This window comes from Oceanobacillus sp. FSL K6-3682, assembly GCF_037976165.1.
Lineage (GTDB): Bacteria > Bacillota > Bacilli > Bacillales > Amphibacillaceae > Oceanobacillus > Oceanobacillus sojae.
Window position 1 is genome coordinate 4,416,032 of sequence record NZ_CP150263.1, and the last position, 26,927, is coordinate 4,442,958.

The 26,927-nt window shown below is 37.8% G+C and carries 21 protein-coding genes; 7 read left to right on the forward strand and 14 right to left on the reverse strand.

Annotation, left to right across the window (positions count from 1 at the left end; translation table 11 throughout):
• Positions 1–14: 14 nt before the first annotated feature.
• The 3 genes from MHH51_RS21415 to MHH51_RS21425 form a co-directional block, all read right to left on the reverse strand.
• Positions 15–1,754, reverse strand: coding sequence for a LytS/YhcK type 5TM receptor domain-containing protein (locus tag MHH51_RS21415; protein ID WP_147211812.1), 1,740 nt, complete (start codon positions 1,752–1,754; stop codon positions 15–17).
• The gene (locus MHH51_RS21420) at positions 1,754–3,295 is read right to left on the reverse strand and encodes a cation acetate symporter (RefSeq protein WP_222595744.1); all 1,542 of its coding nucleotides are present in this window, start codon (positions 3,293–3,295) and stop codon (positions 1,754–1,756) included. Before MHH51_RS21420 ends, MHH51_RS21415 begins: the two co-directional genes overlap by 1 nt.
• A 220-nt stretch (positions 3,296–3,515) precedes the next feature.
• Complete coding sequence (locus tag MHH51_RS21425; protein ID WP_339283502.1) at positions 3,516–3,905, reverse strand: RDD family protein; 390 nt, start codon at positions 3,903–3,905, stop codon at positions 3,516–3,518.
• Between the two features lie 212 nt (positions 3,906–4,117).
• On the opposite strand from MHH51_RS21425, the gene MHH51_RS21430 reads away from it, so the two are divergent.
• From MHH51_RS21430 to MHH51_RS21455, 6 genes are all read left to right on the forward strand, one after another.
• Positions 4,118–5,005: a fructose bisphosphate aldolase gene (locus MHH51_RS21430; protein ID WP_147211810.1), complete on the forward strand. Its 888-nt coding sequence runs from the start codon at positions 4,118–4,120 to the stop codon at positions 5,003–5,005.
• Positions 5,006–5,198: 193 nt separating this feature from the next.
• Positions 5,199–6,134, forward strand: coding sequence for a sugar-binding transcriptional regulator (locus tag MHH51_RS21435; RefSeq protein ID WP_339283504.1), 936 nt, complete (start codon positions 5,199–5,201; stop codon positions 6,132–6,134).
• 218 nt (positions 6,135–6,352) lie between these two features.
• Positions 6,353–7,246: an aldo/keto reductase gene (locus tag MHH51_RS21440; protein ID WP_339283506.1), complete on the forward strand. Its 894-nt coding sequence runs from the start codon at positions 6,353–6,355 to the stop codon at positions 7,244–7,246.
• A gap of 32 nt (positions 7,247–7,278) precedes the next feature.
• A complete protein-coding gene (gene deoC, locus MHH51_RS21445; RefSeq protein WP_339283508.1) occupies positions 7,279–8,043 on the forward strand; it encodes a deoxyribose-phosphate aldolase in 765 nt (254 codons plus the stop codon).
• 191 nt (positions 8,044–8,234) lie between these two features.
• A complete protein-coding gene (locus MHH51_RS21450; RefSeq protein WP_339283509.1) occupies positions 8,235–9,794 on the forward strand; it encodes an FGGY-family carbohydrate kinase in 1,560 nt (519 codons plus the stop codon).
• Between the two features lie 443 nt (positions 9,795–10,237).
• The gene (locus MHH51_RS21455) at positions 10,238–11,179 is read left to right on the forward strand and encodes a hypothetical protein (protein WP_339283510.1); all 942 of its coding nucleotides are present in this window, start codon (positions 10,238–10,240) and stop codon (positions 11,177–11,179) included.
• 316 nt (positions 11,180–11,495) lie between these two features.
• Here MHH51_RS21455 and MHH51_RS21460 read toward each other — a convergent pair whose 3' ends face one another.
• The 6 genes from MHH51_RS21460 to MHH51_RS21485 form a co-directional block, all read right to left on the reverse strand.
• Complete coding sequence (locus MHH51_RS21460; RefSeq protein WP_339283511.1) at positions 11,496–13,490, reverse strand: methyl-accepting chemotaxis protein; 1,995 nt, start codon at positions 13,488–13,490, stop codon at positions 11,496–11,498.
• 241 nt (positions 13,491–13,731) lie between these two features.
• The gene (locus MHH51_RS21465) at positions 13,732–15,171 is read right to left on the reverse strand and encodes a YfcC family protein (RefSeq protein ID WP_147211820.1); all 1,440 of its coding nucleotides are present in this window, start codon (positions 15,169–15,171) and stop codon (positions 13,732–13,734) included.
• Between the two features lie 116 nt (positions 15,172–15,287).
• On the reverse strand, positions 15,288–16,439 hold the full coding sequence (locus MHH51_RS21470) for a M20 family metallopeptidase (protein WP_147211821.1): 1,152 nt from the start codon (positions 16,437–16,439) through the stop codon (positions 15,288–15,290).
• Positions 16,440–16,660: 221 nt separating this feature from the next.
• On the reverse strand, positions 16,661–18,568 hold the full coding sequence (locus MHH51_RS21475) for a fructose-specific PTS transporter subunit EIIC (protein ID WP_339283513.1): 1,908 nt from the start codon (positions 18,566–18,568) through the stop codon (positions 16,661–16,663).
• Positions 18,569–18,589: 21 nt separating this feature from the next.
• The gene (locus tag MHH51_RS21480) at positions 18,590–19,459 is read right to left on the reverse strand and encodes a ketose-bisphosphate aldolase (protein WP_147211822.1); all 870 of its coding nucleotides are present in this window, start codon (positions 19,457–19,459) and stop codon (positions 18,590–18,592) included.
• A gap of 16 nt (positions 19,460–19,475) precedes the next feature.
• Positions 19,476–21,317 carry a PRD domain-containing protein gene (locus MHH51_RS21485; RefSeq protein WP_339283515.1) on the reverse strand — a complete coding sequence of 614 codons (1,842 nt, stop codon included), beginning with the start codon at positions 21,315–21,317 and terminating at the stop codon, positions 19,476–19,478.
• A 375-nt stretch (positions 21,318–21,692) separates the two neighbouring features.
• On the opposite strand from MHH51_RS21485, the gene MHH51_RS21490 reads away from it, so the two are divergent.
• The gene (locus MHH51_RS21490; RefSeq protein WP_147211824.1) at positions 21,693–22,280 is read left to right on the forward strand and encodes a LysE family transporter; all 588 of its coding nucleotides are present in this window, start codon (positions 21,693–21,695) and stop codon (positions 22,278–22,280) included.
• Between the two features lie 174 nt (positions 22,281–22,454).
• Here MHH51_RS21490 and MHH51_RS21495 read toward each other — a convergent pair whose 3' ends face one another.
• Genes MHH51_RS21495 through MHH51_RS21515 form a run of 5 tightly spaced genes read right to left on the reverse strand, consistent with a single transcriptional unit; the run spans position 22,455 to position 26,915 of the window.
• Positions 22,455–23,096, reverse strand: coding sequence for a class II aldolase/adducin family protein (locus MHH51_RS21495; protein WP_339283516.1), 642 nt, complete (start codon positions 23,094–23,096; stop codon positions 22,455–22,457).
• 22 nt (positions 23,097–23,118) lie between these two features.
• The gene (locus MHH51_RS21500) at positions 23,119–24,393 is read right to left on the reverse strand and encodes a TRAP transporter large permease (protein ID WP_147211826.1); all 1,275 of its coding nucleotides are present in this window, start codon (positions 24,391–24,393) and stop codon (positions 23,119–23,121) included.
• The gene (locus MHH51_RS21505) at positions 24,390–24,881 is read right to left on the reverse strand and encodes a TRAP transporter small permease (protein WP_339283517.1); all 492 of its coding nucleotides are present in this window, start codon (positions 24,879–24,881) and stop codon (positions 24,390–24,392) included. Before MHH51_RS21505 ends, MHH51_RS21500 begins: the two co-directional genes overlap by 4 nt.
• Before the next feature lie 5 nt (positions 24,882–24,886).
• Entirely contained in the window at positions 24,887–25,876 is a 990-nt protein-coding gene (locus MHH51_RS21510; protein ID WP_339283519.1) for a TRAP transporter substrate-binding protein, read from the reverse strand.
• 10 nt (positions 25,877–25,886) lie between these two features.
• Positions 25,887–26,915 carry an alcohol dehydrogenase catalytic domain-containing protein gene (locus tag MHH51_RS21515; RefSeq protein WP_339283521.1) on the reverse strand — a complete coding sequence of 343 codons (1,029 nt, stop codon included), beginning with the start codon at positions 26,913–26,915 and terminating at the stop codon, positions 25,887–25,889.
• Between the last annotated feature and the right edge of the window lie 12 nt (positions 26,916–26,927).

A 26,927-nucleotide genomic window follows, 5' to 3' on the forward strand; every position in this document is an offset into this window, starting at 1 on the left:
AAAAATCTTCCTTTCTAATCTTCACGATATGGAATAGTAAAATAGACCTCGCTTCCGCCTTCAGACAAATTCCGTACATGTAAGCGGGCTTCTTTACCCAGCAGATTAATTAAGCGCTGGTTGACATTATATAAGCCTGTTCCACCATGCTGCTTTTCTGCCAGTACAGTCTCTCCAGCCTGCTGTAAAATATGATCAGGAAATCCTTGACCATTATCCTGCACACTTATCTTTATCCGCTCATCAAACCGCTCCATCCTCACATCTATTCTTCCTTCCTCTGAAACATGTTCTAACCCGTGCCTGACACTATTTTCAACTAAAGGCTGAATTGATGACGGCGGGATTAACAGGTGAGAGATTCCTTCCGGCTGTAAAAAATATATTTGTAGTCTGCTCGTAAATCGGGTCTGGATAATCTCGATATACGCTTTTACATGCTCTGTTTCTTTTTCCAATGGTACAAGCTGCGTCGATACAAGCTTCAGGTTAAAACGCATAAATTGCGCTAATTGAACTGTTATATGTCTTGCTTTTTCAGGATCTTTCCGAAATAATGCAGCGATCATATGCAGTGTATTAAATAGAAAATGCGGATTAATTTGTGCTTGTAAATTGCTTAACTCTGCATCACGGGTATGCAATTCGAGCCGCTCTGCTTTAATTGTTTTTAATTGATTAGCAATCAGTTGACCAAGCCCCTCAGCCAGCATCAGCTCTACCGGACCAATATGCTGTGGCTTGCGAAAGTATAACTTAATCAGCCCGATGGTTTGCTGCGCTTCCAAAATTGGGATAATAATTACAGCTTCCAATGGACAATTTTTATGCGTACATTGAATTTCTGTCTTAGAGTAAGCAACCAGTGTCTCCTTTGATGCTAATGCCCGTCTGGAAATTTGTGTTGTTAACCGATTGCCGATTTTATGATGATCTCCTCCCAACCCCTTATGCGCCATTACTTCCCTTTCGTCTGTCACTGTAACAGCTGCTAATTTCAAGCGTGCATAGAGCAAATCGGCGAGTCCTTCTGCCTTGCTCTGAAATGATTCCTCCTTTAGAAAAGGCAACGCCTCCTCAGCAATAGTTAATGCCTGTCTCGTTGCAAATGCTGCTTCATTTTCCTGTTCTCTGAGCACAATAGCAATCATTGCTGTAAAAATTGCAATAGCAATACTGTTGGATAATACAACCGGCAAGCCGATAACATTAATCAGCTCAATCATTGTTCTGTCCTGTGAATCAAAAATAAGTAATAAATGCATCAATAATATCGGGGGAAATATGCCGATAAACAGTGCTTTTATCGGTGATATAACACGCTCCTGCGAAAAAAAGCGTGCCGTAAACCCAGCAAGCAGTCCTGTCAGCGGATTCACGAGGCTGTTAGCCACAAAACCGATTCCTCCGAGAAAAAACAAATGTGTCCCGGCAATGATTCCGGCTCCTAAACCAACTGCCGGACCTCCAAGCAGCCCGGCAATTACAATAGCAACCAGACTGGAGCTTACCACCATTTGATCATCTTTTACATTCCAAACGAATTCATTCACCACTGTGAAGTCATTCCCGATTACTACTCCGGTTAATGTGCCCGCAATCCCGAACAAACCAAATACGCACGCATGAATCCCGGCCATTTTAAAGCTGAACTCATTGTAAAGCAGCGACCTGAACCCAGGACTTCGTGTCAAAACAAAGGCAATAACTAATAATAGACCTAAACGTTCGAATAAAACGACTGTCAAATTCATCACGATCGATCTCTCCTTAAGATAATCCCTGTTTGCGCACGAAGATAGAATGATGAAAATGGAATTGCACTTTCTTTTTCCCGTGACAGTACCGTTCCCAGATATGCTCCTAAAAATCCGGCAGGAATCGCAATTATCCCAGGATTATAAAGGGGGATTAAAGGATCGACAGCAATCCAGCCGCCATCCGGATTCATGATATGCGGTCCCAAAAGTAAAAGCAGCAGGGACACTGTTAATCCGGAGATCATTCCGGTAATTGCTCCACTCTGGTTAAAGCGCCGCCAGTAGATGGTAAATAAAAGTACAGGCAAATTACTGGATGCTGCAACAATAAATGTTAAGGAAACGAGGAAGGTTACATTCATATGCCGTAATCCAAGCGCAAGTAAAGTAGATAGAAGCCCGATAAAAAATGCCGTCCAGCGTGCTGCGCGTACACGTTTCCTTTCCGAGGTGTTCCCTTTTTTAATAATATGATAATAAATGTCGTGGGAAAAAGCGGTCGTTGCCGAAATGACCAATCCAGCTACAACGGCGACAATCGTTGTAAATGCTATTGCTGCGATAAAAGCCATTAAAAAATCTCCACCCAGGCTCTCTGCTAATAATGGAGCAGCTAAATTCCCAAACGGATCCAGCTTAACCAGCTCTTCAAATCCAACTAAAGCAACGGCTCCCAATCCTAAAATAAGCGCAATCAAATAAAATGCACCAATAATCCAGCTCGCTGTTAAAAGTGACCTGCGTACCTCTACCGTATTCCGCACTGTAAAAAGCCGGATTAAAATATGCGGAAGTCCTGCAGTACCTAGTATTAAGGCAAGATGAAGGGAAAGCGTTTCCAAAGGATTATTAAATAAATGACCCGGCAATGAAAATTGCTCTCCTAAAGGCGAGCCAAGTGTAACCTGTTCTAATAGGCTTGAAATACTCCAATTAAATCGTGAAAGCACAATAAGTGCGAGTAAAAATGTACCTGATAAAAGCAGCACTGTCTTAACAATTTGCACCCAGGAAGTTGCAAACATCCCTCCAAAAACAACATAAATAGTCATCAATAATCCTATAATTAACACAGAAGCAGAATAATTAATATCAAGCAATAACCTGATTAACAGCCCTGCAGCAACTAATTGTGGAATCATATAAAAAACGGAGATAATTAAAGCTCCAATAGCCATTATTCCCCGCATTTTATAGCTTGGAAAACGTGCGCAAATAACATCTCCTAATGAATATTTTCCTAAATGATGCACCGGTTCAGCAATAAAAAATAAAACAATTAAATAAGAAACTAAAAATCCAATTGCATACAAAAAACCGTCAAAGCCATTAATAGCAATAGTACCAACTATACCCAGAAAGGAAGCTGCGCTGATATAATCCCCTGCAATAGCCATCCCATTTTGAGTACCTGTTAAGCTGCCTGCAGCAATATAAAACTGATTCGTCGTTTTACTTTGTCTCGCCGCCCAATAAGTAATAATCAGGGTACAAACGACAATACAAAGAAAAAAGAGCAGATAGGTAATATTCATAAATTCACCTTCCGTTTTCAAGGTATATGATATTTTAGGAGAGCAGCGTTCAGTTATCAGGGTTATCAAGATATTTTCAAATATGTAAAAATTGTTTAAATTCCATTTTTTAATTACTATAAATTGTATATTATGGGAGGGCAGAAGTAAAGATAAGCTTATCTCAATAAAAAAACGACAATACCCCTTTACCTAGGTCTATCGCCGTTTTCACTTTCCTTTATACCTCTCTCACCTTCACCCCTGCTGACCGTTCATATGGAAACTGACTCCCATCTGGTCCTTCAAACTTTTCACGATTTTTAAAATAACTAAACGCACCTATCGAATCACGATATGCCATACGTTTTAAAATCTGGCTGCTGGTTAACTTCTCGCCATTTGTGCTTTCCAGCTTCAACCCTGCCTGTTTATAACCAAGTGTTCTTCCTTCACATTTCAACTGGGCATATTCCAATGACCATTGAATCAGTGTTGGATGAACCAGATTATAGTATGCCGGACTCTTGAATTTCTTTTGTAATAAGCTTTCCGTTATCAGGGAGACAGTTGTTGATACAGCTAAATCAATCAGGTAAGCCTTCACTCTTTTTTTCGTAATATCGTGCATACTTTTTCCACCTTTTTCTTTTTATCTTATAAAAATACAGAGAGAGTGTCTATTTTAAGCTTTAATTGTTGATAGATTCAAAAAAGAAAATATCTTTCCTTCACGCAGAAGACTATAATCTAAAATTATTTAGTGCTACAATAGGAGATGGAGGTTACTTCAAACTGTTTTTAAAGCCGATTATCGGCTCAACAAAAAAAGGAGTGAAAGTGATGCAGCAAAACCAATTAGAAAAAATGAAAAATGACAAAGGATTTATCGCAGCACTGGATCAAAGTGGAGGAAGTACACCAAAGGCCTTAGCTGCCTATGGAATTCCGGAGGATGCTTATCAGGGTGAAGAAGAAATGTTTGATTTAGTCCACGAAATGCGGACAAGAATTATTACATCGCCTTCCTTTAATTCCGATCAGATTATTGGTGCCATTCTTTTTGAACAGACCATGGATCGTGAAATCGAAGGCAAATATACAGGTGATTATCTCGCTGAAGAAAAAGGCATCGTTCCATTCCTGAAAGTGGACAAAGGGCTCGCAGAAGAAGCAGACGGCGTTCAGCTGATGAAGCCGATTGATAATTTACAGGAGACATTAGACCGAGCAAATGAACGTCATATTTTCGGCACAAAAATGCGCTCTGTGATCAAAGAGGATAACCCGGAAGGCATCAAAAAGGTAGTCGACCAGCAATTTGAAATTGGAAAGCAGATTATTGCAGCTGGGCTGGTTCCTATTATCGAGCCTGAAGTGGACATTAACAGCCCCTCTAAAGAAGATAGTGAAGATATTCTGAAAGCAGAAATTTTAGAGCATTTAAACCAGCTTCATTCCGATCAGCTGGTTATGCTGAAATTAACTATTCCAACGAAAAATAACCTATATAGAGAATTAATTGATCATCCAAATGTTGTCCGTGTTGTTGCATTATCCGGAGGGTATTCCACTGATGACGCAAACGCGAAATTAAAAGACAATAACGGACTTATCGCCAGCTTCTCCAGAGCATTGAGTCAGGACTTAAATGCAAATCAATCTCAGGAAGAATTTGATGCAGCTCTGAAAAAAGCTGTTGATTCTATCTATGAAGCTTCTATTTCTTAATGTTTCAAGCGCAAAGGTTATGAGCAGACTTTACAAAGTCTGCTCATAACCTTTTTTATATCTGAAAAGTCCTCTCTTTACATTCCAAAATTATGAAAATATCAAGCTATCCTTTATGATGGAAATGAAGATTACAATTAGATAAGCTATAATAGATAAAAGCAGATGTTGATTTACGAAAGAAGGTGACGGAATGGATCATAGACTTTTAATTTCTATATGCCACATGTACTACGAGAAGAATATGTCCCAGCAGCAAATCGCTAACTCCACAGGGTTATCACGGATGAAGATATCCAGATCCCTGCAAAAAGCCAAAGACTTAGGAATTGTAAAAATTATTATAGATTACAGCGGTGCCTTTCTGGAGCTGGAAAAAGGGCTGAAAGATAAATACGGCTTAAAAAACGCAATTGTTGTAGATAATCAATCAGGGGAAGACGCAAAGAAACAAGTCCAAAGCGCAGCTGCTCTTTGTTTACAGGACAAACTTTTTAAAGGTGCTACGGTTGCGGTAGGATGGGGAACTACCTTGCGGGAAACCTGTAAATATATGCAGCCATTAAAAACAAAGGATGTTTTATTTGCATCTATCATTGGCGGGCACAGTATCAGTATGCCCCATGTCCACTCTTCTTCTATCGCTTCAGAAATGGCACATAAGACTGAGGGAAAATCTATTTCTATTAATGCACCGGCATTAGTACAAAGCCAGATGGAACGGGAAACCTTCCTGAATGATTCTTCTATCTCAACAGTTATTCAACGGACAGCGGAGGCAGATATTGCTTTCTTTAGTCTTGGCAATCCAATGTTTACTTCCAGCAGTATTCACAAAGTAGAATACTTTTCAAAGAGTGACCTTTCTGAAATGGAAAAAAATAATGCCGTATGCGACCTTGTATCAATCGCTTTCTTAAACAGTGATGGACAAGAGTGCTGCTCCAGTATCAGCAATCGCAGTATCGGTATTGATAAAGAAGCTTTATTCAATATTCCTATAAAAATATGTGTTGTAGAAGGAAAAGAGAAACATGCTTCAACACTCGCAGCATTAAAAGCAGGGTATATTGACATTCTTGTTACGGACAAAGAAACAGCAGAATACTTAGCGAATCATTCTTCTTGATTTCGTTAAAGTAATTTGATTTTGACTCAACAGATTACTTACATAGAGGTTCAATCTTTACATAAAGGTTGAACCTTTTTTTATTTTAATTAAATTATTACTTGAAAAACATTCTTAATGTTGCTATTATAATATCAAGATTTGAACAAAATAACAATAACTGTTCAAATGAACAATTATTAATTTTAATTATAAAATCAGGAGAGGATGATTTTTATATGGAACGCGTTTCATTAGGGAAAGATGTTTCTTTTTCACGCATTGCACTAGGTTTTTGGCGCTTAGCTGATTGGAACTTAACAGATGCAGAGTTAATCCATTTTGTAGAAGAGTGCATGGATCTCGGTATCACCACAATGGATCATGCAGATATTTATGGCAACTATACAGCAGAAGAAATATTTGGGAACGCTTTAAAGAAAAATCCTTCATTAAGAAATAGGATGGAAATTGTTACAAAATGCGGTATCGTTTATAAATCGGAAACTGCTCGCGTTAAATATTATAACTACAGCGAGGAATATATTATCCAGCAGGTAGAAAAATCTATGAAATATATGGGCACAGACTATATTGATACGCTTCTGTTGCATAGACCAAGCCAATTCGTGAACCCGGAAGAAGTAGCTGCCGCATTTGATAAGCTTCATACCAGCGGAAAAGTAAAAACATTCGGAGTTTCTAACCATTTACCTGAGCAATATAGAACACTGAAATCTTATGTAAGCGTTCCCTTAGTAACAAACCAAATCGAATTATCTCCGTTAAACATGGAGAATATCGAAAATGGAACCATGGATGCGGCCCTTCAAGAGAGAATCCATCCTATGATTTGGTCACCCTTAGCAGGTGGAAGAATTTTCACAGGTACAGGAGATGCAGAACAGAGATTGAGAGAGACGCTGGAAATTATCCGTGAAGAGGTTGGAGCAAATGATATTGGTGAAGTAGTATTTACCTGGCTTCTTTCTCACCCGGCGGGATTAATCCCTATTACCGGGTCAGGAGAAATTGATCTCGTTAAGACCCCTGTGAATGCATTAAATTATCAGTTAACTCCAGAGCAATGGTTTATGATTTGGACTGCAGTAAAAGGACATAAGGTTTTATAATAACTTTCATTTTCAAAAGGAGACGATAAACTATGACATTACAAGTTACCAGATTCAAAAGTGGAGATCCTATCACAGTAGAGGGAATTGCAGCAACCGTTGATCATTCTTTGCTGCGCCCCGATATCACTGTTAAAGAATTAATAGAGGGCTGCGAGATTGCAAAAAAATATAATTGTGTTTCTGTTTGTGTCCGCCCTTCTGATTTACCAATCGTATGTGAAGCGCTGGAAGGGACTGATGTTCTTCCTACAACCGTCATTGGCTTCCCGCATGGAACAGCAACAACAGAATCCAAGGCTTTTGAAACAAAGGATGCTATTGAAAAAGGCGCTGTTGAGGTAGATATGGTCATGAATATCGGCCGTTTCTTATCTGAAGAATATGACTATGTGGAAAATGATATTAAAGCTGTTGTAGATGTGGCACATTCTATGGGGGCAAAGGTAAAAGTCATCTTTGAAAATCACTATTTAACACCTGAACAAATCATGAAAGCTTGTGAAATTGCTGAAAGAGCAGGAACTGACTTTGTAAAAACCAGTACTGGCTATGCTCCTACTGGTTCTAAAATAGAAGACTTAAAAACGATGCGCGAGAGTGTTTCAGACCATATAGAGGTCAAATCTGCCGGCGGGGTCAGGGATTTAGACCAAACCTTAGCCGTACTGTCTACAGGCTCTGTTCGTATAGGGACCCGCGGTACAGTGAAAATTTTAGACGAGGCTGCAGAAAGAGTGAAAGCAGGCCAGTTGATTGTAAAAGATAACAACCAGGATTTAGATGGTGGCTATTAAATAGACTGTATCCGTTCGCATCCTGTAACTAATTACAATCAGACCTGTTCAACAGACCCGCCTCAAACATGAATAGAAATTTGTTTCTAATCAGCTTGGGGCGGCAAAACAGAGCACAGCTAACTGAGATTTATAGAACAGCAGTTATGAAACTATGACAAATTTTAATAAACCAAAAGGGGGAAGTAATAATGACGAAAAGAATAATTGCGTATGATCTTGGTACAGGAGGAAATAAAGCATCCCTATATGATCTTGATGGTAATTGTCTGGAGTCTGTCTTTGTAGAATACCCGACCTATTTCCCACATAATAATTGGCATGAACAGAAGCCCGAAGAGTGGTGGAATGCTATTGTCAAAAGCACACAGGTATTAATTGAAAAATCAGGTGTAAATCCAAAGGATATTCATTGTTGCGGTATTTCTGGACATAGTCTGGGAGTTGTTCCTTTAGACAAAGAGAAAAATCTGCTGCGTGAATCTACTCCTATCTGGTCAGATTACCGTGCAGAAAAAGAAGTTGCCGATTTCTTCAGCCGATATGATGAAGAAAAATGGTATATGCTGACTGGAAATGGACTAAAGCCGGCAAACTATGCTGCATTCAAGATTCTTTGGTATAAAAATAATGAGCCTGATATGTATGAAAAGATTGATAAAGTAGTTGGGACAAAAGACTATATTAACTTTAAATTAACCGGAGAAGTTCGGACAGACTATTCCTACGCATCCGGATATGGTGTATATGACCTTGTCGGCTGGCAATATTCTGATGAGCTTTTAGAGGCAACAGGGCTTCCCAAGCATATTTTCCCTGAAATTATTGCTTCAGATGCAGTTGTAGGAACAATTCTTCCAGAGGTTGCAAAAGAAATTGGCTTATCTGAAAATACACAGATTGTTTGCGGCGGCGTAGATAATTCCTGTATGGCGTTAGGAGCGAAAGCATTTAAAGAAGGCAGAATCTATAATTCACAGGGATCTTCTTCCTGGATTGCTATTTCTTCACAAAAACCATTGCTGGACAATGATTCCAGACCTTATATTTTCACACATGTTATTCCAGGCTACTATGCCAATGCTCTATGCTTGGCTGCCGGAGGAACAAGCTTCCGCTGGATCAGAGACCAGTTTGCTCATTCGGAGAAGGAAGAAGCAGAAAAACTGGGAAAAGACCCTTATGATTTAATAACAGAGAAAGCAGCTCAATCTCCAATTGGATCAAGAGGTCTCATTTTTAATCCAAGCCTTGGCGGTGGCCTGCCTATTGATAAAAGCTTGAATATCCAAGGTGGATACATTGGGCTCAGCTCCAACCATACCCAGGCTGATTTATACCGTGCAGCTATGGAAGGGATCACTTTAGGACAGAGAATCTGCCTTGATAAGATTCGTGAACTTACTAATGTAAGCGATGAAATGCTCGTTGTAGGCGGCGGTGCCAGAAGTGAGCTGTGGCGTCAAATCTCCGCTGACGGTTATGATGTTACTATTTTGAAAACAAATGTGGATCAGCAGGCTGCTGCTTTAGGTGCTGCCGCATTGGCTGCTGTTGGGACAGGACTTTGGAATGATTATGAAAAAATTGATGCGATTCATGAGATAGAGCTTGTTATTAAGCCAGATCCAGAGCGCGTTGCGAAATATAACCAGTTATTAGAAAATTTTGTTACTGTCTCAGATACCTTATCTGATTTAGGCGACCTGTTTAAACAAAGAGCAGAAAAACAAGTCTCTGCAGTAAAATGAAAGGGTTAACATTTCTTAGATAATTATTATGTAAGAAAATAAAATTAATCGGGCAGAGAGTAAATTAATGGATTTCCTTCTCCGCCCGATTAGAAATAAAGAATTTAAATAGATAGCCTATTAACCAATCTATCTAGATTATTAATCATCTAAGAGCTTAATATTTTCCACAAGCTATGCATCTTCTTCTCTACCGTTGGGCAGGAAGTATTTTTTCTTATTAACGCAAGCAACTATGCAGATACGAAAGTATTCCTTGTTTCTCATAATACTTTCATCTGCAATGAACTACAGTCTCTTCATTCTTATTTATAAGTTATTTTAGATCAGAATGTATTTTCTAATTTTTTCAAGTTACATTGATCATTTCTCAGACAAGGCAGGCCGATTTTTATTACTTTTATAGCAGAAGGATAAATTTCAATTTTCAGGGAGGAATCAGAATGTCTTTAGTAATGATTTTAGCTGCTTTTGGCGGCGGTGTATTTGGTGCACTTATCGGGGGTACGACAGCCTTTATCTTTACCGGGTTCCTAGGAATGGCCGGCGTTGCTGCAGCTGTAGCAGCCGGCAGTACACTGATCTTAGATCATGTTGCTTTCGGTCCGTTTTTCGGTCCACATGTAGCCTTTGTCGGCGCTGTGGCAGCGGCTGCATATGCAGGCAGAATCAGTAAAAAACGTTTAGAGAATGCTGCATTTCTTACAAATCCAGTCGATGCAAAGACTGTTCTTGGAGATCATGAGGATAAAGAGAAAATTTTTGCTGAAGATGACAGACATGTTGACGGTGCAGATACAACTGTTCCATTGTTTAAAACAACAGATCCAATGGTGCTTATCGTTGGGGGAATATTTGGTATTTTAGGTTATTTAGTTCAATATTTATATGGACCTGTTTTAGATATTCCGATCGATACCATTGCTTTAACCGTTGTTACTTTTGCTATTATTACGCGTTTCTTATTCGGTCATTCCGGTTTAACAGGTATCTTCCCTGCGAATGAAAAACGCTTTCCGTTCTCAGGAAAAATGTTACTTTTCAACGCTATTTGGGGATTTTCATTTGCAGGTCTGGTAGGTTATGCAGCAATTGCCTTAGATATAAACAACATCGGTTTCACCATTAGTGCAGCGTCTCTGATTTTCTTATATTTTGGATTAAAATTTCCTGTCTCCCACCACGTATCCATGGTTGCGGGTTTTGCAGCAATTGCACTGGGAAGTCCGTGGCTGGCAGCCCTATTCGGTCTATTTGCCGTTATCACAGGAGAATATGTACAGCGGCTGTTCAATACACATGTTGATACGCACGTCGATATGCCGGCAATTGTAATCGCAATATGGAGCTTTGTTATTCTAGGGATTGTTGCGCCGTTGGTTTAAAATAAATTAGAAAAATATCGAATCGCTATTGAACTTTTCTTTTAATTTTTAGGTCTATTACTGGTACATAAACCTATCATTTAACGTGGGTGTTTGCAGAGGGAAGATAAAGAGATCCAAGCGAAAATTTTTGTTGCAATGTAACACTTGCTACGTAACAGTTCTTTTTTACAGCATCACTTTATCAGGTCCATCTGCCTAAACATCTTTTTACACAAATTAATCGGATAGAAAGGAAATCATTCTCCTCTCTATCCGATTAGAAATAAAAAGTTTTTAAAAGATGCAATCAATATTTCACTGCATGAATGGATTATTAACGATCAGACAGCTTAAAGTTTTCTACCAGCTGCTGTAGATCTTCTGCAACACTAGTCAGATCTGAAGCTGAGTTTGCAATCTCCTCCATGGAAGCAAGCTGCTGTTGTGTAGATGCAGAAACATTTTCTGTTTCCTGCGATACAGCATCCCCAATGGACCCCACCTCTTCAAATGTATTCGTAAAATGTTTTGTTGTAGCTGCGATTTCTTGAATTCCAGCATTAACCTGCATAATTTGATTTGTTATCGAATCTACATAGCCTGTTATATTCGTGAACGATTTATCTGCATTATTGGCGATACTGATTCCTTTTTCTACTTCATCCGTTGCAGCTTTCATGGCATTTACAGTATTCGTTGTTTCATTTTGAATTGCATTAATCATATCTTTTATCTGTTCTGCAGAATCGGAAGATTTCTCAGCTAATTTCCGAACTTCATCTGCCACAACAGCAAATCCTTTCCCATGCTCTCCCGCTCTTGCTGCTTCTATCGTCGCGTTTAAGGCAAGTAAATTCGTCTGCTCTGATATATCTGTAATAACGTCAATAATATTACTTATCTGAGCCGACTGGTTACCAAGCCCTTGAATATTATTGGACAGTTCATACGTATTTTTCTTGATGTACTCCATTTGATCAATAGTAGTACTTAATGCAGTGTTCCCTTCTTTTACCGCCGTCATCGCATCTGTTGCTGTATCTGAAACCTGATTAGAGCTGGATTCAATATTATAGATGGACTCCGTCATTTCCTGTGCCAGCTTTGAACTGTGTGTAATGCTGGTATTAAGACTATTCATTCCTTCAGCAGCTTCCTGCATGGAGGCAGAAATTTGTTCTGTAGCAGAGGTGTTCTGGTCTGTGCTTGCATTTAGTTCCTCTGCAGAAGAAGCTAAATGATTTGATTTATCTCTAACCTGCTGAATGATCCCATTTAAATTCTCACGCATTTTATTAAACGAAAGCGCTAAAGTCCCTATTTCATCTTTTCGATCTAAATTCACGCTGACACTTAAGTCTCCCTGACTCATTGTATTACTTGCATCAGCTAAATGATTAATAGGTTTAGAAATAGAACGAATGATAAATACAATTAATACCGTACCTAAAATAAGAGCAATAATAATAACAAATACAGTCGTATTTAAAATTGGGCTGACATTTTCAGCTATCTCACTATCAAACATCGTTCCCGCAATTTTCCAGCCTGTTATCTCACTGGTATCAAATGCTAATTGCTTTTGATCACCTTCGAAGCTGTAATTGAATTGCCCTGTCTCCGATTCATATAATTTATCAAAAAATGCTTCTGATGCTTCTGTCCCAGCCTCCATATCAGGATGACTAATATATTTATAATCTCCGTCCAACAGGAATAAATAACCATTTTTACCGATAGTGACTGAATTGATAATATCCGTAAGACTTCCGAGCTCCAGGTTAACCGCAACAACGCCGTTATTATCTGCGGCAGCTTTTGCGATGGTAACCACCACTTGATTAGAGGAGGCAGAAACATATGGATCCGTTACAATGATTTCTCCTTTTTCTTCCATCGCCTGCTGATACCATGGTCTTTCTCTCGGATCATAGTCAGGTGGATTTTGAAATGATGTAGGATAATTCATAAATTCTCCTGTTTCCGTCCCTACATAGGTTTGTTCAAAAGCAACATCCTTAGCATTTTGTATATCTTCTAAAATTTTGCTTGTTGCTGCATCCTTATTATTTTCAATGTCGGTTGTTGAAATGGCTGTCGATAAATATTCAATGTTATCCATCTGATCATTCATAAATTGGTCGATCGTCTGTCGCATAATTTCTACATTTTTCTGAGTAGAATCCAGCATACTATCCTCTATATTAGATTTTGCACTTTGATAGGAAATAGTCCCAATAGCTATGCTAGGTAATAATAATATAATTAAAAATGATACAATTAGCCTATTTCTTAAACTTAATGATTTTGTTTTTTCTCTCTTTCCCAATCTTGTATCCTCCTAGTATGTATATAAATAGTCATAAACTTTATATCGGTCAAAAGTATCATTACTTTAAGAGAGAATCATAAAGTAAAAATAATCAAATAAATAAAATAATTTAAAAATACTGAGTTACCCTTTAGCTGAGGCTTCATTAATTTAATAAGAAATGACCTCCCGTTTTTCTCTGCAAACAAAAAAATTCCTTTCTGTAATCAGAAAGGAATTTTTTTGTTTGTTATTTTAGTTAAACCGTCCAAATAAACATATGGACAATCGTAAGAATAATGCCTCCAACAAGATAAGACAGAAGAATCAACGGAATAACCCACCGGAACCAGGTTGTCCATGGAATTTTAGCAATCGCTAAGGAAGCCATCAAAACTCCGGATGTTGGAGTAATCGCATTTGATATCCCATCACCCAACTGGAATGCCATTACCGCTGTCTGTCTGCTCACTCCCGTAAGATCTGATAATGGTGTCATAATTGGCATTGTTAAAGCAGCCTGTCCACTTCCAGACGGAACTAAAAAGTTAAGAGCACTCTGGAATGCATACATTCCTATTGCAGAAAAAGCAGTAGGAAGCTGGCTTACCAGACTGGATGCAGCAAATAAAATTGTATCAATTGTATTACTTTCCTCTAAAACAACAAGAATTCCATATGCAAAACCGACAACCAGCGCTCCGACAAGAAGCTCTTTACAGCCGTCAATAAAGGAACCGGCAATTTCATTTACACGCAGCTTACCGACAAAGCCGGCGATAATCCCCATAATTAAGAAAAGAGAAGCTATCTCCATAATAAACCAGTCAAAATAGATGACTCCAATTGCTAAAATAATAATTGTGGCTACCAATAATCCAATAATAATAGCTTGTCTGCCAGTCAATTTTGTATAATGTCCATCTAAGGAATCATCAAAATTTCTTTGCTTATCAATCTTGTACATTAGGCTTTTCTCTGGGTTTTTCTTTACTTTTTTCGCATAAATCATGACAAACGCTATACTAAATGTAACAAAGATAGCCCACATCACAAGACGGACACCCATTCCAGAGAATGTCGGTAACTCGGCAATCCCTTGAGCTACTCCAACAGTAAATGGATTCATAAATGAAGCTGTAAATCCTGCACAGGAACCGACAATAACCATCCCTGCACCAACTAAGGAATCAAACCCTAATTTCATCGCTAAAGGCACCAGAATCATAATAAATGGAATTGTCTCCTCTGACATTCCAAATGTTCCCCCGCCTAGAGCAAAGAGTGTCATTACTACAGGAATCAAGTAAATTTCCCGGTTCGCCATTTTCATTGATAAATTCGCAAGTCCTGTTTCAATGGCTTTCGTTGCATTTAAAATTCCAAAAGCTCCGCCGACAATAAAGATAAAGAAAATAATATCAGCGCTTTGTGTCATCCCCTTATGAATCGTTTGAAAGATTTCAAAAAATCCAGTTGGACTTCCTTCTGCTTCATGATATGTATCGTTAATAACAACCGTTCTCTCTGTGTCATTGACAATGGTTGTTTCTCGTTCGTACTCTCCAGCTGGAATAAAGTATGTCAATATTGCTGTAATAATAATCAGTCCAAACATGAGAGCAAAAACATGCGGAAATTCCCATTTTTTCTTTTTCGGCTCTTGTGTACTTCCCGCTGTATTAACATTTTCGCTCATGGTAACATCTCCTTTTTCAGTTTTTGAAAAGCTTTTACAATAAAAAACAGGCAGTTTACAACTTTTAATTAAAGAAATAAACTACCTGTTACGATGAGATACCCTCTCGTTTTTACTTACTGATTTTCAAATTCTTCTTTAATCGCATGTAGTAAATCTTTGTTGACTATAATGTCGTATCCTGTATGTGCCAATGATAGAACTGCATCATGAATCGCTGCTTCTCCATCTGGCGTTATGGTTTTTTCTGCAAATTCTGTTGTGTGGAAAACAAGTCCCGGCTCATTTAAACCGGCATATGGATGAATAGATGGAACAACCTGACTAACATTTCCCATATCCGCAGATCCTGTTGCCGGAACAGCTGGATAAACAGGGTTGGCACTATACGACTTCATATGCCTGGTAAATGTATCTGATAGAGCCTGGTTGGTAATCATATTATCGTAGCTCAGCTCATAGTTGGAAATTTCTACAGAAGCCCCCGTCATCAAGCAGGCTCCTTCAGCAATATTTCTGACCTTCGCGCCCAGCTCATCCACTAATTTCCGCTCATTAGCACGAATGTAAAATTGTGCTGTGGCTTCTGCTGGTACAATTCCCGCTGCTTCTCCGCCTTTTGTAATAATCCCATGAATTCTCACATCATCTGGAACATGTTCACGAAGTGCATTTATTCCATTAAATAATTGAATCACTGCGTCTAATGCATTAATTCCTTTTTCTGGAGACGCTGCTGCATGCGCTGCCTTACCAGTAAAGTCAAATTGAAGAGCATCCATTGCCAGCATCGGACCACTTTCCGAAGATACGTCTGCACCATGCACCATCATTGCTACATCAATATCGTCAAAAGTACCCTGCTCGCTCATCGGTACTTTCGCACCGCTCGTTTCTTCTGCAGGTGTGCCTAAGACAACTACTTTCCCGCCAATTTCATCTACATGCTGACGCAGAATCACCCCTGCTCCAACAGCAAATGTAGCAATTAAATTATGTCCGCAGCCATGTCCAATTCCTGGCAGCGCATCATACTCTGCCAAATAAGCAATAGTTGGCCCCGGCTTACCGCTTGTATACTCTGCACGAAAAGCAGTCGGGCGATCGACGATACCTGTTTCTACTTCAAAATCATAGGATTTTAAATATTTAACCAGTAACTTCATGGATTCAAATTCCTGATCTCCCAGTTCTGGATTTTCATATAATTGATTACTGATTTGAATCAGCTCATTCTGAATAGCTTCATAGTTTTTTTCTAATGACATTTGCTGATAAACCTCCTAATTCTGATATATCATTCTATCATAAATGTATTTTTATACTAAATTCATGCAAATTTATGCGTTGTTTTGAATTATAACATAGATTATTTAAGAATGGGAGAAGCATCACATCAGCTAAATTTATATTATATATTACCCCAAAACAAAAAAGTTAAGCGACTTATTCTAGACCAGCCGCTTAACTCTTTCTAAATATATTAATATTAAAAAATGGAGCTCATTTCTTTCCCTTTTTTTCTATCTTCCTCTGATAAAGGTTTCTTCAAAAATCCTAAAATACAACAGGTAATAATGGAACCTAATAAAATACATCCAATATACAATAAAGGTTTATTACTTGCTATCGGTATTACAAAAATACCTCCATGTGGCGCCTTTAAAGAGATATCCAGTGCCATACAGATGCCTCCACCTATAGCGGCTCCAATAATATTCGCTGGTATAACTCTTAAAGGATCTGCTGCAGCAAACGGTATGGCTCCTTCTGTGATAAAGCTGGCCCCAAGTACATAACTGGCTTTTCCTGCTTCTCTTTCCGGGCCGGTAAATCTATTTTTAAAAATCGTCGTTGCCAAAGCAATTCCAATTGGTGGAACCATTCCACCAACCATTAATGCAGCTGAAGGCTCAAAAATATTAGCTGCAAACATCGCTAAACCAAAAGCAGACGCAGTTTTATTGATGGGGCCTCCCATATCAGAAGCCATCATTCCTGCCAGCAGAGCACCCAGAATAGCAGCATTAACTCCTGTTAAACCTCTTAACCAGCCCTCTAAAAATTCATTTAGTGCTGACATCGGGGTATTTAAAACGAAAAACATAAAAGCTCCGACGATTAATGTACTTAGTAAAGGTACAACTAATATAGAAATCAATCCTTGGAATGATTTCGAAACTTTTCTCATAGACTTGGCAATAAATTTTGCAGCAAAGCCCCCTACAAAACCGGCGATCATTCCTCCAAGGAATCCCGCATCTCCTATATTCGCCATCATTCCACCAATCATTGCAGGTGCTAATCCCAGTTTACCTGCAATACTATAGCCAATGAATCCTGCTAAAATCGGAACCATTAATGCAAAGGCAGCGTCTCCTCCAACCTGGCTAAAGAAATGAGCAAATATGTTATACTGCTCACTTTCAGGGTCTGCGGCATAAATTCCAAACATAAAGGATATCGCTATAAATATTCCGCCTACAACCACGAATGGAATCATGTAAGAAACACCGCTCATAATATGTTTATAAAATTGCAGGCCGCCTTTTTCTTCAGAAGCTTCTTCTTTCTCTTCTTTTACTTCTGCAGAATCTCTGTTTATCTCTTTTATATTATAAGATAGCGCCTGATCAATTAGTTCGTCAGCGTGATTAATCGCTTTTTTCACAGGTACATCTACATATTTCTTCCCTTTGAATCCAGATGTGTCCACGTTCACGTCATGTGCAACCACAATAGCATCTGCATTTTGAATATCTTTGGCAGTCAACCTGTTTTCAGGACCATTTGCACCATTTGTTTGTATTTTTGCTTTCATTCCCCGTTTTCGGGCTGCCTCTTTTAACGCCTCTGCCGCCATATACGTATGTGCAATCCCTGTCATACACCCTGTAATTCCAATTAAATATTTATCGCTGTCATTTTTTTCTATATTTTCACTCTTTTTTTGTTTCTCATATTCCTCTATAACACTAACAATTTCATCGGTAGACAGAGCAACCAGCAGCTTCGCTCTAAAGGTTTCATCCATCAGGAAAGTTGAAAGTCTGGATAACAATTCCAGATGATCATCAGAAGCATTCTCAGGTGCTGCAATCATAAATATAAGATTAGTATGCTGCCCTCCATAATCAATTCCTTCTAATGTTCTTCCAAATATAATAGCAGGCTTTGAGATTGTTTTGCTTTTAGCATGAGGAATCGCAACACTATACCCAACAGCTGTAGAAATTTCACTTTCTCTTTTATAGATAGCCTGCTTAAATTCTTCCGGATTACTAGTAAGCTTGTTGTCAGCTAATCTTCCCACTAATTCATTGATCACTTCATCCTGATTTTTTCCTTTTAAATTTAAAATAATATTTTCTTTTGTGAGAATATCAATAAATTCCATTGCTCTCCCTCGCTCTGCCATTTATTTAAAATAAAGATGCGCATGATTTGTTGAATTAAATAAATCCATTTTTTTCTTTACCACTTCTTTTGCTGCGTTACGAGCACTCGGCATAATTACATCCGGTTCATATGCACCTTGATTTTCCGTTAAAAAGCTGCGCATTTCTTGGAAGAAGGCATTTTTCATATCGGTTGAAAGATTAATTTTTGAAACCCCGTGAAGATAGGTCTGCGAAATTTCCTCATCTTTATTGTCACTTCCTCCATGAAGAACCAAGGGAATATTAACTTGCTGATGAATTTCTTGAAGTAAATCTAATTTTAATTCTGGTTTACCAGCATGTTTATATTGCCCATGAGAAGTTCCAATAGCAACAGCCAGCGTATCGACTCCAGTCTCCTCAACAAATATCTTTGCATCCTGAGGATCGGTATATAAGATTTCGTCTGCACCGCCTTCTGAGCTGTTATCATTCGATCCGATAGTTCCTAATTCCGCCTCTACAGATACATTGACAGCATGCGCCAGCTGCACCACTTCTTTCGTAATCGCTATATTGTCTTCAAAGGAAGCATGAGAAGCATCTATCATCACAGAGGTAAAACCATTTCTAATAGCCCGCATGACATCTTGAACAGAAGCCCCGTGGTCTAAATGAATAGCTACCGGTATAGAGGTGCGCTGACAAATCTCTCTTACGTAAGCTGTAAATTCATCTCCCAGCAGTTCAATTTCGTTTGGATGAATCTGTATAATAGCAGGTGCATTCTTTTCTTCCGCCGCCTCAATCACTACTCTTACAAACTCACTATTGGCCACATTATAAGACCCTACTGCAAACTGATTTTCATATGCTGTTTTTAATAAATCTTTCATATTTAATAACATCATCATCACTCCTCATTTAAATTTGATTCCAACAATGTATGAATTCTTCCTTTGTTTCCATTTGAACTAGCTTCATAACATCTTTTATATTTTTCGTTTTCTGGAAAAATTCCGTAAAAATATATTCATTTCTTTCCACATCATCAGATGGTAAATAAATAATAATCAATTGAACCAGTTCATTTCCCCATTCAATCGCTTTCTGATTTATTCCAATAATGACTTCTTCTTTATATTCCTGCATTTCAAAATAGGGATGCGGAATAGCTACTAAATTCCCGATAGAGGTATAAGACATTTTTTCTCTTTTCATAACCGCTTCAATAAACTGTCCCCGTTGATTGCTTTGTAGAAGATTTTGGATCGCTTGCTCCGGGTTATTTTCGTTTATCCAAAAAATATTGGCACGTTCTATGATAGAGTTTTGAGATTCAAGAAAAAATCGGATCTTTTTTATTTCCCCATTATGAAGCCCGTTTTGAATCATAATAATGTCTTTTTTGGTCTTTGGAGTAAACGCTAAATCGATGCCGATATACAAACAATTTTCATGAAAAGTATAATCCTGAGAGCATTTCTCTATTTTATAAATTTCCAATTCATTAAAATAGGTTGCTATTTTGGATGAGAGCAGCTTTGTACGCTCATAATTTCTGCTATATAAAATGATTGTCTTTATTCTTTTCTTATCCTGAGCTTCGAAAATATTTTGAATATGATAAGCTAAATAAGCTATTTCACTGTCATGAATTTCAACATTAAATTCCTTTTCAATCTTCAATGCAATATTCGAAGCAATGCTAAATGAGAAAAAATACTCTGATTTCGTTTCCTTTACAAAAGGATTATAAATAAGCAGGTTATGGGATACCGGGTAAATAATTCGATAAATATGATTCAAAATATTACTTTTAAATTTCTTTTGAGAATAGGTTGGTACTTGGTAAGCTTGCTCTATATTCAATAAAATCTGCTCAATTTTCTTTACAGTCTGCAAATCTTTGTTTTCTACTCCAGGTTCTTCTAAATCTAAGTGCAGCGACATTAAATAATTGGTTAAGTAAATACGTTCACTTTCTGAAGCGATTACATATTGAAGAATGCCGTTACAAAAAGCACTTGCCACTTCAAATTCTTTAAAATCTTTAAAATCCATTTCCTCACTTAATTCAATAACAACATGATTGCCGCTTTCAATTCGTGAGATCATAATAATCAATTGGACTGACATTTTTTTATACATTAAAAATTCTAAGTTTAAGTCATATTTTATATTAATTTCCTCTACCAGGTTTAAAATGCTTTCTATTACATCCTCATCAACCCAATTACAGAAGTTCTTTGTTAAAAAGTCTTTATAGACCTCCTTCTTTATAGAAATAGAAGTGAAAAGATTCTCCAGTAAAACACGTTTTTGTATTTCTGTGCCCACCAGCATAATACCTTTAAATACCTTTGTATCTATTGAAACATCAATCCCCAGCTTATCCATATTCATTGTCAATTTCTGAATTCTGCTGCGAATGGTTTGAGGTGAATAAAAGAATTTATCCGCAATTTCATCGTAAGTAGTATAATCATCTCTAGTCATCAGAAATTGAACAATTTCAAAATCCAGCAATGTCTCTTCCAGCTCTGCTTCATTAACTATCAGCATATTTATATCTTCCGTTTGAAGCTTATAGCCTTCTGAGGAAGAGACAATAGAAATTTGATTAGACTTCTCATTAATCTCCTTGATATAATTTCGAATCGTTCGATCTGTCACCCCAATAGCCTCAGCAATTTGGACAGCAGGGACATACTCCTGTTCCTGATTTGATAGAAAGTTAATTAGTTGATTGTGTTTCTTACTCACCTTAATCCCAACCTTCCTATGCATCTAATTTATAATATAATTTAAGCAATCGCTATATTAGGTAAATTTCCTCCCCTATAGGAAATTTATTCTGTAGGCGCTTTCATACAGAAATGGATTTTGTTAGGATTTCATTATATTAAATATATTTACATATAAGAGAAAAATTCTAATATAAAAGAGATACTCTTTTGTATTTTATTTCCCATAATCCGAACCAGTCAGATACATAAGAAAAGCCAAGCCCCTGTAGAAAAGACTCGGCTTTTTTCTTATGTGTTTTTTCCTTACATGAATAAATAAAAGCTGCGTTCTCAGCTTTATTTCATGTATAATAAACGTTATTCTGAATTATTCAAAAGGAGATTTACACCAATGCCAATTTCTGCTTTCCTCACATTTGTTTTTATCAGCAGTTTTACACCTGGCCCAAATAATTTTATGGCTATTTCTTTTGCAAATCGCTATGGGTTTCGAAATACGCTTTCCTTTTGTATTGGTGTTGGCTCAGGTTTCTGTCTGATTGCTTTAATTTGCAGTTTTTTTAATCGGGCTTTAATTGAAATTTTGCCTTTCATTGAAACACCATTAAAATTTTTGGGTGTTTTCTACATGTTATACCTTGCCTTTAAAACATTCACCAGTTCAGGAAACAGCGGAGAGCCTCCCACAAAAGCACATAAGAATTTATTTGTCGTCGGCACATTGATGCAATTTATTAATCCAAAAGCAATTTTATATGGTATTGCAGTTGTATCTACGTTCCTGCTGCCTTATTACAGCTCCTATTCAAGCTATATACTCTTTTGCCTTTTTCTTGGCATTGTAGGTATTTTCAGTTCTGTTACTTGGAGCTTATTTGGCTCAGTACTTCAAAATTTTTTATCCCGTTATCAGACTATATTTAATATTGTTATGGGCTTATTACTTGTTTATAGTGCTTTTTCTATTTTGATGACTTGAGTAATTGATACACACGCAATAATTTTAAAACTAAGTAAATACTCAAGAATTGTTTCAATTGTTTATATCAGTGAATAGATCGTTATACAAAAAGACCATACCTCTATAGAAGTTTTTTAAAGCACGAGTTTCACTCCACCTTTAAAAGTTACTTCATAACGAGGTATGGTTATTTTATTGCCATTTACGAAGGGGTTTATAACCTGAATGATGAAGGAAGTCATACACTGTTTCTTCACTTAATCCATTCATGTTAATATTCTTTTCTAAAGCTGTAACATGCATTCGAGCTGTATACTCTAATGTCTGTAAAGCTGTACGGGCTTCTTTTAGACTTGTATCACAGACAATTATTCCATGATTCTCCAATAAGAATACATTGGAATCCTTTGCTCTTTCTTTAACTGCCTGTGCTAATTCTTTACTGCCCGGATGATAAAACGGAATCCTTACAATTCTTTCAAGATAATACATCGACTCCACAAAATAATTCGATGGTAAATTTAGATCAGAATTTGCAATTAATGTACTGTAAAAAGGAGAAGCATGTAGAACTGCATTTATTTCTGGCCTTTCTTCATAAATCCCTTCGTGCATCAGATACTCTTTGGAAGGCTTTTCTCCGGCTATCTGATTGCCAGCTTTGCATAATGAAAAGCTGCCCATATCCAATTCTCCCAAGTACGTACCAGTAGCTGAAATGATATAACCATTTTCCTCCCTCGCACTGATATTTCCTGCTGTACCCCAAGCCAGATCTTTATCCATCATAAACTTTCCTGTCATTTGCAGTTCCTTTAATATTTGTTTATTCATTCTCTGTCATCCTCTCCTCTATTTATTTCATCCATTCCACAACACTCATTGTTAATCCAGGAATAAAAGTAACTATAAGTAAACAGATCAGTATAGCTATATAAAATGGCACAAGGCTTCTTGTTAATCTGTCTATACGAAGATGAGCTATCTTAGATACAACAAATAGGTTCAGTCCTAATGGTGGCGTAACCATCCCAATCGCAAGTGTGACAATCATTACAATACCGAAATGAACCGAATTAATTCCAAGCTCTGCAGCTACCGGAACAAGTATAGGCGCTAAAATAATAATAGAAGCATTTGTTTCCATAAACATTCCAACGATTAATAACAACAGGATAACAATTCCTAAGAATATCATTGGATTGTCAGAAATAGAGGTTATGAACCCAGCTACCTGCTGTGGAATATTTTCAATCGTTAAAATCCAGCTGAACAGTCCTGCTGTAGAAAGAATCAGCATAAGTGTAGCAGTAGTTAAAGACGCTTGTGTTAAGATTGCTTTAATATTCTCTTTCGTAATTGCCCGATAGAATACAACACTCACAATAAATGCATAAGCTACCGCTACCCCAGCGGCTTCCGTTGCAGTAAAAATACCACTATAAATTCCACCTAATATAATAACTGGCATAATTAAGGCCGGAATTGCTTCAACAAATGCTTTCCAAATTTCTTTTGCTGATTTTTTTGGTTCCTTTGAGTAATTTCTCTTTTTTGCAAGGATATATACTGTAATAACCAAGCCAATTCCAATTATTACCCCGGGAACCATTCCAGCAACAAATAGGTCTCCTATAGAAGCGCCTACAGCTGTACCATAAAGAATCAACGGAATACTTGGAGGCATAATAATGCCAAGTGTTCCTGAAATAGATTGAACGCCGCCAGCAAATTCTTTTTCGTAGCCTCTTTTTATCATCGCAGGGATTAAAATCGCACCGAGTGCAGCTGTTGCTGCTACACTTGATCCAGTAATGGCAGCAAAAAACATTGTGGTTACAACAGTTACAATAGCCAGACCGCCTGATACATGCCCTGTAGCAGCATTTGCCAAATTAATTAATCTTTGTGATATTCCCCCATGCTCCATCAAAGATCCAGCCAGTATAAATAGAGGAATGGCAAGTAATGGAAATGAGTCCAGAGAAACAAATGCTCTTTGTGCCAAGGCAAGTAATGGAATATCTCCCGCTACTAAAAGTGCTAAACTAGATGAAATCCCCAATGAAATGGCGACTGGAACGCCAATTAAAAATAACAAGAGTAAAGATACAACTAAAACAAAAATCATTGGACATCACCTTCCACGCTTTTTTTATCCGGATCTATTCCTGCTGCAATAATATTAAAGAACATCAAAAGTGAACCTATAGGCATAGCAGCATAAGCCCAAGCCATAGAATACTGTAAAGTTGGCGTAGACTGATCAATTACCAGATAAGTCAGATGTATCCCAAAGTACGCTAATGCTAAGCAAAAAATCGCACTTATCCATAAAACAAGTTTTCCCAGTTTTTCTCTTATTTTTGGGCTTGAAACCTCTAAAAGAAAATCAATTGCAATATGCTGATTGTTACGAAAAGCAAGACCAGATCCTAAAAATACAATATAGATCATTAAATATTTTGCTAACTCTTCTGTCCAACTGAGAGGAATATTGATAATAAAACGAGTTGTTACCTGTAATACGACTAATATAGCCAGAATAATCAGCAATACTGCCACCAGATACTTCACACCACTATTTATTTTGTCTATTGTTTTAATATACTTATTCATAAGCTTTACTCCCTCATACTCTGTATGGTGTCATATAGCTCTCTCCCATACTTATCAGCTAATTTTTCGTTAATATCCTGCACTGCCTCTCTAAATGGCTCCTGATCAACTTCGATAATTTCTACATCGGCATCCAGCATGGCTTGAATAGCTGCTTCCTCCTCCTGAAAAACCAAATCATTTTGGTAGTTTCTAGCCTCTTCAGCTGCTTCCAAAACAGCTTCACTTTCTGCTTCCGTCAGTTCTTCAAATGTTTTATCGCTCATTAAAAGCTGCACATACCCAAATACATGATCTGTCATCACAAGATAATTTTGTACCTCTTGGATGCGGGCACTGGCAGTAAACTCTATTGGATTTTCTTGAGCATCTATTACTCCCGTTTGCAAAGAGGAATAGACTTCCCCAAAATTCATCGGCGTTGGACTGGCTCCCATTGCTTTCCATCCTTCTACAGATGCCTCAATGTTAGGTACACGAATTTTTTGTCCTCTTAAATCTTCCGGACTCTCTACCAATTTATTCGTGGTTAATTCTCTAGGTCCACGCAACCAAAATTCCAGTCCTCTGACTCCCGTCTCTTCTAACATATCATCCTGCAAACGCTTACCTTCATCGCCATAAACAAACTCTTCCAGGTGATCTAAATCGTGAAATAAATAAGGTAATTCCAAAATAGAATATGGTTCATAAAAATTGGACATAACCCCTGCTACTAATGCAAAATCTACTGTGCCTATCTGCATCCCTTCCACCAGGTCACGGTCTTCTCCCAAAGTAGAGCTTGGATAAACCTCTACTTTGACAGAGCCATTTGTTTTTTCTTCGACCAGCTCAGCAAATTTCAATGATCCTTTATGCCAAGCATTAGATTCATTTTGGATATGTCCAAGCCGTAATACTTTTGTTTCTTTTCCATCAGCAGTTCCCTGATTACAAGCAGCTAGAAAAAAGGCCGTTATTAATAAGAGTAAAAATACTATTTTTGATTTCATTTTCATCCTCCTATTCAAAAGAAATAAGAACTTTCACAGAATTATCCAGCTTTTTGTCGACCATCTTAAATCCTTTTCCAGCTTCTTCGTAATGTAATTTATGTGAAATAACCTTGTCGACACCTAATTCACCTTTTGTGATAATTTCCAGAGCCTTCTCCGAATCGGGACGATTGTATGTCATACAGCCGACTACTTCTTTTTCGTTTTGCTGCAGCTGCTCAATATCAATTTCCTGTTGACCATGAAACATAGCTACAGTTACTACACGGCCACCTTTTTTTAATAAATTCAACGCATCATTCACAATCCCGGGAACTCCGGCAGTAATGAAAACTTTATCAAATGAACCCTTATCCAGTACCTCTTTTGCTTCATTAACCCAGTTTTGTTTCTCTTTAATATTAATTACACTGGAAGCCCCCATTTCTTTTGCTTTTTCTAAAGAATATTCAAGTACATCCGTAACAACAACGTTTTCTACACCTCTATCTTTAACAGCAATAAGCGTTAAGAGGCCAATGGGACCAGCTCCTAAAATAGCGACTCTGTCTGTTTGCTGTACTTCTCCCTTATAGGCAGCATGCACACCAACTGCCAAAGGCTCTACAAGCACTCCTTCATCATACGTAACTGTATCAGGCAAAGGAAGAACCTGAGCTTCAGGCGCAATAAAGTACTCTGCCATTGTCCCCAGCCAATCTCCCATCCCCGGTGCTAAGCGATTATCAGAGTAATTAATATTCCCTGTCATAATTCCTTCACTTTCTCCTGTGCCTATTTGAGGTTCAACAGTAACCCGGTCTCCCACCTTAAAACGAGTTACCTTCTCCCCTACTTCTACTACCTCTCCAGCAACTTCATGCCCAATAATAACTGGAGGCTTCCTAAAAGGATGCAACCCTTTATATGTGTGAATATCCGAGCCGCAAATTCCTGCTACCGATACTTTGATTTGAACCTCATTTTCCTTTAATTCTGGTAATGTTGCTTCTTTAACAACTACTTTCTCTGCATCATCTACAAATACCGCCTTCATGATTCTCTCTCC

Excerpts from the sequence above, each read along its gene's own strand:
- MHH51_RS21515 (WP_339283521.1), bottom strand. The coding sequence starts at position 26,915 with ATGAAGGCGGTATTTGTAGATGATGCAGAGAAAGTAGTTGTTAAAGAA.
- MHH51_RS21420 (WP_222595744.1), bottom strand. The coding sequence starts at position 3,295 with ATGAATATTACCTATCTGCTCTTTTTTCTTTGTATTGTCGTTTGTACC.
- MHH51_RS21505 (WP_339283517.1), bottom strand. The coding sequence starts at position 24,881 with ATGAATAAGTATATTAAAACAATAGACAAAATAAATAGTGGTGTGAAG.
- MHH51_RS21490 (WP_147211824.1), top strand. The coding sequence starts at position 21,693 with ATGCCAATTTCTGCTTTCCTCACATTTGTTTTTATCAGCAGTTTTACA.
- MHH51_RS21480 (WP_147211822.1), bottom strand. The coding sequence starts at position 19,459 with ATGTTATTAAATATGAAAGATTTATTAAAAACAGCATATGAAAATCAG.
- MHH51_RS21435 (WP_339283504.1), top strand. The coding sequence starts at position 5,199 with ATGGATCATAGACTTTTAATTTCTATATGCCACATGTACTACGAGAAG.
- MHH51_RS21430 (WP_147211810.1), top strand. The coding sequence starts at position 4,118 with ATGCAGCAAAACCAATTAGAAAAAATGAAAAATGACAAAGGATTTATC.
- MHH51_RS21495 (WP_339283516.1), bottom strand. The coding sequence starts at position 23,096 with ATGAATAAACAAATATTAAAGGAACTGCAAATGACAGGAAAGTTTATG.
- deoC (WP_339283508.1), top strand. The coding sequence starts at position 7,279 with ATGACATTACAAGTTACCAGATTCAAAAGTGGAGATCCTATCACAGTA.
- MHH51_RS21475 (WP_339283513.1), bottom strand. The coding sequence starts at position 18,568 with ATGGAATTTATTGATATTCTCACAAAAGAAAATATTATTTTAAATTTA.
- MHH51_RS21470 (WP_147211821.1), bottom strand. The coding sequence starts at position 16,439 with ATGTCATTAGAAAAAAACTATGAAGCTATTCAGAATGAGCTGATTCAA.
- MHH51_RS21415 (WP_147211812.1), bottom strand. The coding sequence starts at position 1,754 with ATGAATTTGACAGTCGTTTTATTCGAACGTTTAGGTCTATTATTAGTT.
- MHH51_RS21455 (WP_339283510.1), top strand. The coding sequence starts at position 10,238 with ATGTCTTTAGTAATGATTTTAGCTGCTTTTGGCGGCGGTGTATTTGGT.
- MHH51_RS21440 (WP_339283506.1), top strand. The coding sequence starts at position 6,353 with ATGGAACGCGTTTCATTAGGGAAAGATGTTTCTTTTTCACGCATTGCA.
- MHH51_RS21465 (WP_147211820.1), bottom strand. The coding sequence starts at position 15,171 with ATGAGCGAAAATGTTAATACAGCGGGAAGTACACAAGAGCCGAAAAAG.
- MHH51_RS21425 (WP_339283502.1), bottom strand. The coding sequence starts at position 3,905 with ATGCACGATATTACGAAAAAAAGAGTGAAGGCTTACCTGATTGATTTA.
- MHH51_RS21450 (WP_339283509.1), top strand. The coding sequence starts at position 8,235 with ATGACGAAAAGAATAATTGCGTATGATCTTGGTACAGGAGGAAATAAA.
- MHH51_RS21510 (WP_339283519.1), bottom strand. The coding sequence starts at position 25,876 with ATGAAATCAAAAATAGTATTTTTACTCTTATTAATAACGGCCTTTTTT.
- MHH51_RS21500 (WP_147211826.1), bottom strand. The coding sequence starts at position 24,393 with ATGATTTTTGTTTTAGTTGTATCTTTACTCTTGTTATTTTTAATTGGC.